Source organism: Brevibacillus sp. HB1.3 (genome assembly GCF_013186635.1).
Lineage (GTDB): Bacteria > Bacillota > Bacilli > Brevibacillales > Brevibacillaceae > Brevibacillus > Brevibacillus brevis_D.
In genome coordinates this window covers 73,601-87,990 of the sequence record NZ_JABMIT010000012.1, presented here as the reverse complement: position 1 = coordinate 87,990, position 14,390 = coordinate 73,601, and the positions used below count along the sequence as shown (strand labels likewise).

Below are 14,390 nucleotides of genomic sequence, written 5' to 3'. Positions count from 1 at the left end.
GTAGCGCATTCAAGGGGGATTATTTCATGAAAGAACAATTTTTATTAAGCGGCGATCATCCGATCCTGAGCAATCATAAAGTTTTTGGTCAGGAACTGCTGCCTGGTCCGGCTTATGTCGACCTGATCTACCAAGCATTTCGGGATAACGGGTACGATTGGAGAGAGTTGGAGCTTTGCCATGTATCGATCTATCATCCCTTGACGGTGGGTCACGATTACGAGGTGCTGATCGATATTGTTGTGGAAGAGAAGGAAGCGGGATGCTGGAGCATTGTTGTAGAAGGCCGCGAATCGCGGGATGGAGCAGTCAGCCCGGAGGCGAAACGATATGCCGATGCCCAAATGCGGAAGATTCAACCCGTTTCATTTGATAAGACGATCAATCTCGGGCAAGCCATAAATCAGGCGGAAGCTTCCGTCGATCTGGAGGAGGCCTATGCGCAGTTTCGTGCGCTGGGCCTCATCCATACCGGCATGATGAAAGCGGAAGGGCATACCTTCCAAACCTCAACTGGCGTGCTCATCGAGCTTGCATTGGATCACAATTCGCGCGAAAGCGCCGAAGACGTGCTGTTTCATCCCACCTTGTTAGATGCTAGCTGTGTAGGTGCCTCGCTATTGCTTCGAGCGCTTGTCGGGGAAGAGCAGCAATTGTTTCTGCCCTTATATTTTGAGTCCTTTCGTGCGGAGCAGCTCATTCAAGAGCGCTGCTATACACAGGTTCTCACTCCCAGTGTTCAACGAAAGAACGAATTGCTCAGCATGACGCTGGAGCTATTCGACAGCAAGGGCTGCAAAGTAGCAGAAATGAAAAACTATACGATGAAGCTGGTGAGGGCGGCATCTGGGATCGCTTCATCTGCCGTCTCCGGAGGTGGGGATGACCCGTCCGTCACAGAACCGGCGCCGGCTCCAGTCAAACAGGGGCATACTCTCAGCGGGGAGCGTACTCCTTCCGTTCAGGCGGCCACTTTTCTAGCTGGTATCTTGGCTGAGCGCTTGGATATGGCTGAAGCGGATCTCGATCAGAACGCGGGCTATTATGAGATGGGAATGGATTCCTCAGGCTTGCTGGAGATGGTTAAGAGAATTGAAGCGAAGGTAGGCGCAGCGCTTCCGCCTACGCTGCTTTTTGAATATACGACGATTGCAGATTTATCCGTTTACTTGGCCGAACAGTACGCTTCGGCATTTGCAGATGAAAGCTTCGCACCGGTACCGGACGATGGAATCAATGCCCCCCGATTGCAGCTTGATGAACATCCGGACAACAGGAAGAAACCTGCGGATTCCACCAACCGCTCAGAAGCATCAACATCGCAAGAAGAGGATATTGCAATCATCGGAATGTCAGGCCGTTTTCCAGGGGCAAGCGATCTCCGCGAATTTTGGCAAAATCTGAAGGATGGTAAAGACTGCATCAGCGGAATTCCCCCTTCACGATGGGATTGGAAACAGTTTGAAGACTTAAAGTCTCCTTCGGGCAAAGGGGTTTCCAGATGGGGCGGCTTCATTGATGACCCGGATTGCTTTGATGCGCCGTTCTTTCGCATATCGCCCCGCGAAGCGGAAATCATAGACCCGCAGGAGCGGATTTTTCTTGAAACCTGCTGGGAGGCCATTGAAGATGCTGGATACCGCCCGTCCAGCCTCGTAACGCCAAGAGGACCGAACAAACGGAACCTTGTCGGCGTGTTCGCCGGTGTTATGCATAAGGATTATGCACTTCTCGGGTCGGAGCTTATGGCGCAAGGCGTGCTATTCCCGCTTTCTTTGAGTCACTCGTACGTGGCGAACCGGGTTTCCTACTCGCTTAATTTCCATGGCCCCAGTCTGGCAGTCGATACGCTGTGCTCCGCATCTCTGACAGCTGTCCACATGGCGGTAGAGAGCATCCGGCGTGGAGAATGTGAAGCTGCAATTGCGGGCGGTGTCAACTTGACGCTTCATCCTGGCAAATATAAAACGTTCGGCATGGCCAACATGCATTCGAGCGACGGTTATTGCCGTACGTTCGGTAAAGACGGCGACGGGTTTACATCCGGAGAAGGGATTGGCGCGGTCGTACTAAAACCGCTAAGTGCCGCCGTCAAGGATGGTGATCAGATATATGCCGTTATCAAAGGCAGTTCAATCAACCATGTGGGTGCGGTTAGCGGCATTACGGTGCCTAGTCCGGTTGCACAAGCTGAATTGATTGAAGACTGCCTGAATAAGGTTAATATTCATCCGAGAACGATCAGCTATCTGGAAGCACACGGCACAGGCACGTCGCTCGGCGATCCCATCGAAATCCAAGGACTGGTGAAAGCATATTCCCGCTACACGGATGACCGTCAATATTGCGCCATCGGTTCAGTCAAATCTAACGTCGGTCACGGCGAGTCCGCTGCCGGGGTTTGCGGGTTGATTAAGGTTGCGCTGCAGATGCATCATAAAACGTTAGTGCCGTCGTTGCATTCCGCCGAAACGAATCCTTATATCGATTTTGAGCAATCGCCATTCTACATCCAGAGGCAGTTAGAGCAATGGAAGCAGCCTCGGGTGACTGAAGCAGGAAAGGAAACGGTATACCCGAGAAGGGCAGGGATCAGCTCCTTTGGCGCCTACGGCTCAAATGCGCATGTCATCTTGGAGGAATGGGTACCGCAGCCTTCCTCCGCGAGCGGCGAGTCGTCTGCCGTCATTGTGCCGTTATCGGCCAAAAATGAAGATCGCTTGAAAGCGTATGCGGATCGGTTAGCGCGGTTCCTTGCGGATGAGGCTGGATGCGTAGCTAGCGTTAAGGAAATGGAATCACAGAGCGGGCTGGCGGCCAATATTCTGCGAATGGTTTCAACTGTTCTGAAGGTGGATGAACAAGACATCGATTTCGATCAAGACTGGTCGGAATACGGCATGGAAACGGCACACCTGTCTGCTGTCCGGGAACAGCTGCTGCGGGAATATGAAATCGAGACTGACAGCATCGATTGGTATGAGATTCGATCGATCTCTGATGCCGCTGAATCGCTGCATCTGATTCTGAATCGGAATCGTCATGCGGAAGGCGGGGCATCTCAGGAGATGAGCTTGTCGTCCATTGCGTATACGCTTCAGACCGGACGCGAAGCAATGGAAGAACGGGTTGTCTTTCTAGTCAGCAGCATCCGGGAACTGGTCGAGAAATTGACAGCATATGCGGATGGTAAACCTTCCGTTCCGAACTGCTGGAAAGGTCAGCTGAAGAAAAAGTCCAGCGTGTCTGCGGATGTGGCGAAGGCTGACGACCGTTGGTTTACAGAAGGAAAGATGGCTGAAATCGCACAGTCTTGGGCTCAGGGCAGCGATATTGAATGGGGACGACTTTACCGTACCGATAAACCGAGAAAAATGCATCTTCCGGCCTATCCCTTTGCGAAAAACAGATACTGGCTGCCGGTTGCGCCGAAACCGCAGGACAGCCTGCCAACAGCGGTACAGCAAGCAGGAAGTACAGCTAAAGCGGCAAATCCGACCGCGCCTCAGGGAGAAAGCTTAGCCGTAATTCCGGCTTCGAACCGGAACGCGGAGAATGACGCTAACCAACGTATCGTGGAAGCTGACACAGGTGCTGGTTCGCAGGATATGCTGCGGCAGTTTACTCCGGTGTGGGATACGTTCGCCGTTGAGCCAGAAGGCGACTGTTTCCCTGCCGTAACGGAACGGATCGCTGTATTTGGTCTCTGCAACGAACGTTTCGCTCAAATCCAAGCCCTATATCCGGGTTCCGTACATTTTGGTAATGACGAAGACATGTCCGTAGCTGATATCAAGCGGAAGATTTCCGGCATTGAGGATATCGGACACTTTATATGGGGAGTTCGTGATCCTGCTGCTATAGACGGCGGTGTAGACGATGCGCTGATTACTGCTCACAATCAGACTACGCTTAGCAGCTTCCGGTTTATTCAAGCGTTGCTGCAATCTGGCTACGGTTCAAGGTCGGTCGGCCTCACGGTCATCACGACCCAGGCCCAAGCAGTATCCAAGAAAGACAGCATAAAACCGGCACAGGCAGGCGTTCACGGACTGATCGGTTCGCTTGCTAAAGAATATCCAAACTGGATGATTCGTCTCATCGACTTGGAGTCGGATTCGAAATGGCCGGTGTCCGAGATGTTCCGGATCCCTGCAGACCGGAGGGGCGGAGCTGTCGTATACAGAGGGCGTGAGTGGCACCGTATGCAGTTGATTCCAACTATTCTTCCCGCTCCGAAGGCGCCAGTGTACCGGAATGGAGGCGTATATGTCGTCATCGGCGGAGCTGGCGGGATCGGCATGGTATGGTCGGAGTATATGATTCGTACCTATCAAGCGCAAATCGTATGGATTGGTCGCAGCCCGATGAATGACGCTATTCAAACCAAAATTCACAGTCTTTCAGATCGTGGTCCCGAGATTTGTTATTGGAGTGCAGACGCATCGGACATCCATTCGTTCTCGCAGGCTTATGCCGAGATTAAGCAGCGCTTTGGCTCTGTAAACGGCGTCGTCCATTCGGCAATGGTATTAAACGAGTACAGCTTGGCTGAAATGGATGAGGTTGCTTTTCAAGCTGCGCTCTCCGCTAAAGTTGATGTGAGCGTCAGGATGGCGCAGGTATTTCGCGAGGAACGGCTAGATTTCGTACTGTTCTTCTCATCGCTCATTAGCCTCATTAAGAATCCGCAGCAGGCTCATTATGCGGCCGGTTGTGTCTTTAAGGATGCTTTCGCGCACTTGCTGGCACAGCAGTGGTCTTGCAGCGTGAAAGTGCTGAATTGGGGATTCTGGTCAAGCGACAAGGTCGAGGATACGGAAAAATACCGGCTGCTGCAGGAGCTTGGAATTGGGCTAATCGAGCCGAAGGAAGCGATGCAGGCGATTGAGAGAGTGCTTGCCCAGCCACAATTGCAGCTGGCTGTCATGAAAACGACGAAGCCGATCCCCGTCGAAAGCATGAATCCCAAAGAAGAAATGAAGGCTCTAGCTGCAGGACAGCGGTCAGCTGAAGCAGGCCGAAGTCTGCCTGCCGCCTCTGAGCGACCCGATATCGGACAGCTGAAGCGTGAGAACGCGGAGAAGACGGATGAGATGAATGGACTTCTTGGCAGGCTGTTGTTCGTGCAGCTTCGGCAAACGGGGTTATTCGCTTCCAGAACGTTCGATCTGAAACAGGCAATGGCTGCTGCTGGAATCGCCGAAGAAATGTATGCCGAATGGCTAAGTCAGAGCGTTACTATTCTCGTAGAGCAAGGGCTACTGTCCCGCAGCGGCCATCTTCTGTCGGTTACGGACACGGCAAAAACCGATCACGGGGCGGTATGGGAGCAGTGGGGGCAACAGACCGCTAAATGGCGGGAGGACGAGAAAACAAGAGCGCAAATCGTATTGGTGGAAACAACGCTGAAGTCCTTGCCGGCTGTCCTTACAGGAAAATCCGCAGCGACGGACGTGCTCTTTCCAAACTCGTCAATGGAACTTGTCGAGGGGATTTACAAGAGCAATCCGGTAGCCGATTATTTCAACGATGTAGTTGCCGAGGCAGCCCTGCATGTTGTCAGACAGTGTGTACAGGAAAATCCGCAGGCGCAAATTCGTATTCTGGAAATCGGCGCGGGTACAGGCGGTACGTCTGCGGGGGTGCTCGCCAAGCTAGCTCTCTATAAGACTCATATTGAGGAATACTGCTATACCGATCTATCCAAAATGTTCCTACTCCATGCGCAGAAGGAATACGGCCCTAGCTATCCGTTCCTGACGTACCGCACGTTCAACGTAGAGCAAGCTCTTGCGCAGCAAGGCGTTGATGCCGGTCAGTATGATCTGGTCATAGCCGCGAACGTCCTTCATGCTACGCGTAACATGCGGACGACGGTTCGCAACGCCAAAGCGGCGTTGAAGCCCGGAGGATGGCTGCTTTTAAATGAAATTAGCAACGGCGCCCTATTTACCCATCTTACGTTTGGGCTGCTGGAGGGCTGGTGGCTGTATGACGATCCCGGCATTCGGATCCCAGGCAGTCCGGCGCTTTCGCCCGAAAGCTGGCAGCAGCTACTCGAGAGGGAGGGCTTCGGTGCGATCGGCTTCCTGGCCCAGGATCATCACGATCTAGGACAGCAAATCGTTGCGGCGCAAAGCGATGGAATCATCAGACAGCCTAGATGGGAACAACGGAAAGGAATAAGCGCTCAGCAGTCTGCAAGTCAACCCGTTTCCACATTGACGAAAGAGCGGAATGAAGCAGCACATACGGATTCCAGAAGGGAAAGCGAAGACAGCTTATTTGCTTTGAATGAGCAGATGCTCCAGGATGAAATCAAATCGTTGATTGCCTCCCAGCTGGCAGAAACGCTGAAGCTGGATGCGTCATCGCTCGATATGGATGACTCTTTCGCAGACTACGGGCTTGATTCCATTTCCGGTGTGCATATCGTCAATACGCTTAACGAACGTTTGCAGATTGAGATGAAGACGACCATTCTTTTTGACTACAGTTCGATCAATCAACTGGCTGGTTATTTGCTGTCTGCGCATAAAGAGGCTGTCGTGTCCGCATTTAGCGACCGACTCGCTGTCGTTTACGAGCAAGATTCAATTCCTCTTGAAAGGGAGGAGCAAGCTGTCCATTTCGAATCCTTGCAAACGAAGGCGTCCGCACAGCCGGCCGAGGCCGCTGTATCCGTTCGGGCTGCGGAAGCAGCAGTGAAAGAGCCCATCGCCATAATCGGAATGAGCGGCCGCTTTGCCAAATCGAACACGCTGGATGAATTGTGGGACCATTTGGCTCAAGGTCATGATCTTGTTGAAGAAGTTACCCGGTGGGATCTGTCGAAGTATGCACCCAAAGGCAAGCCTTACTGCAATCACGGCAGCTTCTTGGATGAGATCGATAAGTTCGATCCGTCCTTCTTTAATATTTCCGGACTCGAGGCTACCTATATGGATCCGCAGCAGCGCATGTTCCTGGAGGAATCATGGAAGGCGCTGGAGGATTCGGGTTATGCGGGCCAGAGCGTAGAGGGTCGTGCCTGCGGTGTGTATGTCGGCTACAATATCGGCGACTATGTGCACCATATCGGAGACAACTCGCCTCCGCAAGCGATGTGGGGGAATGCTCCATCCATTATTCCTGCAAGAATCGCCTATTATTTAAATCTGCAGGGGCCTGCCGTTACGGTGGATACCGCCTGCTCCAGCTCGCTTGTATCCATCCATCTTGCCTGCCAAGGCTTATGGACCGGAGAGACCGAAATGGCACTGGCAGGGGGCGTGTTTGTCCAAACGACGCCAACGTTTTATATCAATTCCAACCGGGCCGGAATGCTGTCTCCTTCGGGCAAATGTCACACGTTCGATAATCGGGCAGACGGCTTTGTACCTGGCGAAGGGGTCGGTGTCGTCGTTCTGAAGCGGCTGAAGGATGCCATTGCCGACGGCGACCATATCCACGGGGTTATTAAAGGCTCGGGCATTAACCAGGACGGGACGACAAACGGTATTACCGCTCCAAGCGCCAATTCGCAGGAACGGCTGGAAAAGTCCGTCTATGATCGTTTCGCCATTCATCCGGAGCAGATTCAAATGGTGGAGGCGCATGGCACCGGAACCCGTCTCGGCGATCCGATTGAGTTCGAAGCATTGAACAGTGCCTTCAGCCATTACACGGATAAAAAGCAGTTCTGCGCGATTGGAACCATAAAAACAAATATTGGTCATACAACCGCAGCTGCAGGTGTCGCGAGCGTTTTCAAAATTTTACTATCGCTGCGAAACCAGCAAATCCCGCCTTCCTTGCATTATGAGACGGGCAATGCGCATATCAAGTTTTCCAGCAGCCCCTTCTATGTCAATACGGAGATCAAAAATTGGGCGGTTCCACCGGACTCAAGGCGGATTGCAGCCACCAGCTCCTTCGGCTTCAGCGGCACCAATGCGCATATGGTCATTGAGGAGGCTCCAGCTCCTTTGCGGATGCATGCATCGAGACCGTTTTACCTCATTACGCTGTCAGCCCGCAGTGGGGAACAGCTGAGGCAGCAAGCCGAGCGCTTGTTGGAGCATTGCGAGCGGGTACCTGGCATTGATGCGGGAAACATCAGCTATACACTGCTGGTTGGACGCCGTCACATGAATCACCGGTTGGCGTGTATCGTCAAAGACGCAGAAGAGCTTAAACAACTGCTCTCCAACTGGCTATCGCGCGGTAAAATGGCGCAAGTGTACGTATCCGAGTTAGCGGAAAATGATGTTCGCGAGCAGCAATCGTTAAAGCGGTTCGGCAATGCCGCGATCGAGAGCTGCCAGACGTGCACGAATCCAGGATTGTATCTGGAGCATCTGTCCACGGCAGCCGAATTGTATGTTCAAGGCTATGCGCTGAATTACAGTCAGCTGTTTGCCGGCGACTCCTATTCGCGTGTTCCGCTTCCGACGTATCCGTTTGCCAAAGAGCGTTACTGGGTTTCGAATACTGACTATCCGCCGCAGGATCCACAAAGACGCGAACCTATGAAAGCGTCTAGCGAATCTTTGCCTCTGAACCTTCAGCGCGCTTCGTTGAGGGACACTTCAGGCCTATTGTTTCAAACGGTTCTGACGGGGACGGAGTTTTTCTTGACGGATCATTCAGTTCGAGGTCGAAAGGTGCTGCCTGCCGTCACCTATCTGGAGATGGCGCGGGCGGCTGTGACGGCAGCATGCGAAAAAGGTTCAGGTTCGCCAACGTCCCCCGTCTTGCTGCGGCATATCGGATGGGCGCAGCCAATCGTCGTGGACGATCGTTCCGTCACGGTGAACATTCATCTGCAGCGTAATTCCGAAGCCGACTTCTTCTTCGAAATTTATACGGAAGCATCGGGTCATCCGGCGGGAAGAACGGTTCACTGTCAAGGAACAGCGGCATTAGACGAATCCGTTCAAGTGCCACCTCTCGAATTGCTTGAAGAACTTCAGGCTAGCTGTGACGTTGGACTGATCACCGGCGCCCAATGTTATGACATACTTGCCCGTCTGGACATGGATTACGGACCCGGCCATCGTGCGATTGACCGAATCCAGGTCGGTAAAGGCGAATTACTGGCCCGTTTGGAAATGGCGGCTTCCGCCTTGTCCACACTGGAGCAGTATGTGCTTCATCCGGGTATGATTGATTCGGCGCTGCAAGCATCAATCGGAATGGCCGCATTACCTATAGAGTCGGAAGAAGGAACTGGCTCGGAAGCAGCATTAAGGCCGGGACTTCCTTATGCACTGGACCGTTTGGTGATTTTGGGTCCAAGTACAGCGGTTATGTGGGCATGGATTCGAAGAAGCTCCGGAAGCACCGCAACAGGGGCGATTCAAAAGCTTGATATCGACATCTTTGATGAGCATGGAAAACACTGCGCGATGCTGCAAGGCCTCTCTTCGCGTCAATTGGAAGAGGAAGCGGAAATGGAAATGGCTATGGAAGAAGACGCTCCGCTTCTATGGAATCCGGCATGGGCAGAACGCAATGACGAAGACCGAAGTGAAGCGTGCACAATCACCCGGCGATATATGTATTTGCTGGAAGAAAACCAAAGCATGAACGCGCTGCTGACCCGAGCATTCCCTGAAGCGGAGTGCAAGGTGCTGAAAGCAGAAGGGCCGGTGATCGAAAAACGGTATGCCGGCTATGCGGAGCAGCTCTTGGTTGACATTCAGAAGATCCTAAGGGACAAGTTTGGTGGTCAGACACTGATCCAGCTGCTGATCCCCGCTTCCGGTGAGCAGCAGCTATACGCCGGCTTAGCCGGTATGTTGAAGACGGCGCATCTGGAGAATCCAAATGTATGGTGCCAGTTAATCGAAATCGATGGGGGCGTCTCATCCGAGCAGCTGCTTTCCTTTATACAGATTGACGGCCGTCATCCATCGGTCAGCCATATTCGTTATGAAGGAAGCCGACGGTATGAGGCGGTAATCGAAGGCCTGAATGTGGCGGACGTTGTGGTGGAAGCGCCGTGGAAGGACAGAGGCGTCTACCTCATAACGGGCGGTGCCGGGGGACTTGGATTGATCTTCGCGCAGGATATCGCTAGGAAGTCCCGTGAAGCGGCAATCATTCTAATCGGAAGGTCAGAGCTTGACCGTAACCGTCAGTCCCAATTGGAAACGATCCGCGAATTAGGCGCACATGTGGAGTATCATACCGCAGATGTCTGCAAGGAATCGGACATGGCGGCACTGATGAGTGGAATCGTAGCACGACATGGCCGATTGAACGGCATCCTTCATGCTGCAGGTATGAAGAAGGATAGCTTCCTGATCCATAAAACAACAGACGATTTGATTGCTGTCTTGGGACCTAAAGTGGATGGGCCCATAGCATTAGACAAAGCAACAAGCGGAATGGAGCTCGATTTCTTTGTTTTGTTTTCCTCGCTTTCCGGATGCCTTGGAAACTATGGGCAGGCGGATTATGCGGCAGCAAACGGGTTTATGGATGCCTTCGCCGCTTATCGGAATGAGCTGGTAGCGGCCGGCCATCGGAAAGGACATACGCTTTCAGTGAATTGGCCGCTGTGGCAGGAAGGCGGCATGACCGTTGATCCCGCAACGGAAGCGATGATGGAGCAGCGCGCGGGAATGAAAGCGATGCAGAGCCAGCAGGGCATTCAAGCGCTTTACGCTGCGCTGGCAAGCGGGAAGCACCAAGTTGCGGTGACGAACATGGCTTTGAGCACAACGCCGCACATGGAAGAGGTGGCGGCAGCGCAGCAAGCTCCCGCAGCCGTTTGGCAATCAGATAGAGATAACCAGCTGTATGAGAGAACGATGCACTACTTAAGGGAGACCCTGTCATCCTATATACGCATTCCTCTACATCGCATGGATGCCAAGACCTCCTTCAGCAAGTTTGGCATTGACTCGATTATGGCGATGCAGCTTACGGCACAGCTTGAGAACGAATTAGGCTCGCTTCCGAAAACCTTGTTCTTCGAGTATGAAAATATACAAGCGCTGTGTGAATATCTTCTCGGTCATTATGAGTTTCAGCTCCGTCGGCTGCTTGCGCCCGAGCTTACGCAAGTGGTAACAAAGGCAGCTTCACCGGTCGTAGCGGCTGCTCATTTATCCGTTACGCCGGCTCCAACGGCGACAAAACCAGCGTTAAAGCAATCAACGCTGATCCGCGAGGAGATATCCGAGCGTCAACCTGCGTCCGATATCGCGATCATCGGATTGTCGGGACGCTATCCGGGAGCGGACGATTTAGACCAGTTCTGGGACAATCTGAAGAGCGGGAAGGATTGTATTGAAGAAATACCCGCTGTTCGTTGGCAAAGCGGCAAGTATTATGATCCTGAGAAAGGCAAGCCAGGCAAGAGCTACTGTCAATGGGGCGGGTTTCTAAAAGATATCGATCAATTCGATCCGATCTTCTTCCAGCTCTCACCCTTGGAAGCGTCTTATATAAGCCCGCAAGAACGGCTGTTTCTCGAGTCCGTATGGAACACGCTGGAGCAAGCGGGATATACAAGCCAGAAGCTTGAGTACGAGTATGGCAGCAAGGTCGGCGTGTATGCCGGCTGCATGTACAATCATTATCATTTGCTTAATAACGACCCGGCGAAGGAGCCGCTTTTTGCTCTGTCCTCGTATAGCTCCATCGCCAACCGGGTGTCCCATTTCTTTAATCTCAAAGGTCCGAGCATCGCTGTCGATACGATGTGCTCTTCTTCGGCGGTCGCGATCCATATGGCATGCGAAAGCTTGCGGAAGGGTGAATGCGAGCTGGCAATCGCCGGAGGCGTCAATCTTTCGCTTCATCCGCAAAAGTATGTCGGCTTAAGCATGTCGCGTTTGGCTGGCAGTCATCCTGGAAGCAGAAGCTTCGCGGACGGGGACGGTTATTTGCCATCGGAAGGAGTAGGTTCGGTCCTATTAAAACCGCTGGCCAAAGCCATCGAGGATGGTGATTCCATATTAGCCGTGATAAAATCAACCGCCGTGAATCATGGTGGACAGACAAACGGCTACGGATCGCCGAATCCGAATGCACAAGCCCAACTGATGGAAGAAAGCATGCGCCAGGCCGGCATCAAACCAGAGTCGATCAGCTATATCGAGTGTGCGGCTAACGGGTCATCCATCGGCGATGCAGTTGAAATGGCGGCGATGAACAAGGTGTACCGCAATCATTTCGGTACGAAGCGTGCTCTGCCGATTGGGTCCGTCAAATCCAACATCGGGCATGGGGAAGCTGCCTCGGGCATCGCCCAATTAACAAAAGTCGTTCTTCAGTTAAAGCATCGGCAGCTTGTTCCGACAATCGGCTCGGACACAGCATTGAATCCGAATTTACGCCTTGAAGAAACGAATTTCCGTATTCAGCGGCGTTTAGAGGACTGGCAGCAGACGGAAAATGAAGCGCCACATGGCGGGAAATTCCCGCTTCGCGCGGCAATCAGCTCCTTGGGTGCTGGCGGTACGAATGCTCATCTGATTGTCGAGGAATACGTGTCGCCTGCTGAAGAGCCGTCTGTACAGGAAACAGGAAATCAATTAGTGATCCTCTCGGCAAAAAGCCGGGAACGTCTGAAGGAAGCCGTGTACCATGTACGTCAGTATGTGAAGCGAAACGAGGAGCTTTCGTTGAACGATCTGGCCTATACGCTGCAGGTCGGTCGTGAATCTATGGACTTCCGCCTTGCCGTAACAGCGAGCAACAGGGAAGAATTGATTGCCGCGCTTTCGTCCTATCTGGATGATACCGGCAGTTCGGATATTCCGCTTTCCGGGAGCTTCGGGTTATACGAAGGAAATGCGGGAGGACCTTCGGATGATATGCTCAGGCTCCTTTCTGGTAAGAATGGCCAGATGTATTTGAAGCATTTGATGGATGAACTTGATGTCGAGAAGCTTGCCATCTACTGGTCAAAGGGCGGCGATATGGACTGGAGGGAATTGTATCGCAGCCGAAGAAAGGGGAGAATCGTACCATTGCTCACTTACCCGTTCGTCAAGCAGCGCTGTTGGCTTGAAATCCAACCGGAAGCGGGTTTAGAGCGGACGGAAGCTGAGATGAGCAAGAACGATGAGATGAGCGTACAAAAGGCTCAGCTTGGCATGAAAGGGAATGATGCAAAGACAATCGTCTTAAACAGCGTCGCTCTACTTCTTGGCATGATGCCGACAGAGATTCAACCCCACAAACGATTGACGTATTACGGATTGAGTTCGCTTCATCTCGCGCAATTGCTTGCAGGCCTACAGAAAGTGGCTGCTCCGTCGATGGAGCTCCCCGATCTGTTGACTTGCGAAACGATTCAAGACTTGATAGACAAGGTGCAAGCGAACTTCCCGCCGGAAATCAATGATCTTCATGTTGACGGCTCTTTTTTGGAGGAGAACTTCAATCAGCAGATCATTCGGCTCAATTCGATTACGGATGGAAGGCCGGTATTTTGGATTCATGGCGCATCCGGAGGCGTGGAAGTATATCGTTCTTTGGCGGCGCATGCGGAAAGACCGTTCTACGGTATCCAATCGTTCAGCGGTACCGACGATGAAGCACCTGAGGGCGTAGTGGCTATTTCTTCCAACTATGTCCGACTCATCCAATCGATTCAGCCGGAGGGTCCTTATGATCTTGGCGGATATTCACTCGGCGGCATGTTGGCCTACGAAATGACGCGTCAGCTGCAGGAAGCGGGTGAGACCGTCTCGTCTTTGGTCATGCTGGACACGATGTTTAGCCCAGAGGTCCAGAGGACGACCCTCGATCAGAATTCTATAGCCCTGCAAACCGTTAACATGGCATTGGCAGCCGTCCATGGCATTGCCTCGACTGATGAGAAAGGTAATCTCATCCATAGGGATGAGATTGACTGCGAAAACGGATTCGATGTATTCTTTGAACGCCTAACCGAGCTAGCCGAGCATAGAGGACTGGATATTCCTAAGCGGCTGCTGGAGAAGCAATTTGAGCGTCAGTTTTCCATGCAGCAGCGCTACAGGTTGATAGACTATAAGCTCCTGCCTCTACCTCGGCCTGATGAGGTGACCTGCTATTACTTCCGAAACCAGAGTGGGGTGTTCATGGGACCATGGGAACCTTATTTAACGGCTAAAGAAGGAACTGTTCCATTCGACCATCTGCCTTACTGGGAGGAATGGGTTCGACAGATCCCGCAGGCGTACATGATGGACGTTGAAGCCTCGACACATATGACAATGCTCGAAGACGAAGCCTCAAGGCAAACGATTTATGCGTTCTGCGAGAAACTTTATGACAAGCAGCCGCTTGAGGCACGGTTTTTTCAATCTTTCTATAAGCAGCACGCCATGCTCGTATAATACACTGACAAAAGCGAGGTACGCAGATGCGTATCTCGCTTTTTTTGTTGTACGCAACCAAGA

1 protein-coding gene is annotated in these 14,390 nt (G+C 52.5%); it reads left to right on the top strand.

All coding sequences use genetic code 11. From position 1 onward, the window contains the following. The first annotated feature begins 26 nt into the window (after window positions 1-26). Window positions 27-14,327 (top strand): SDR family NAD(P)-dependent oxidoreductase, encoded by a 14,301-nt coding sequence (locus tag HPY31_RS23735; RefSeq protein WP_172142710.1) that lies wholly within the window; start codon window positions 27-29, stop codon window positions 14,325-14,327. Window positions 14,328-14,390 lie beyond the last annotated feature (63 nt).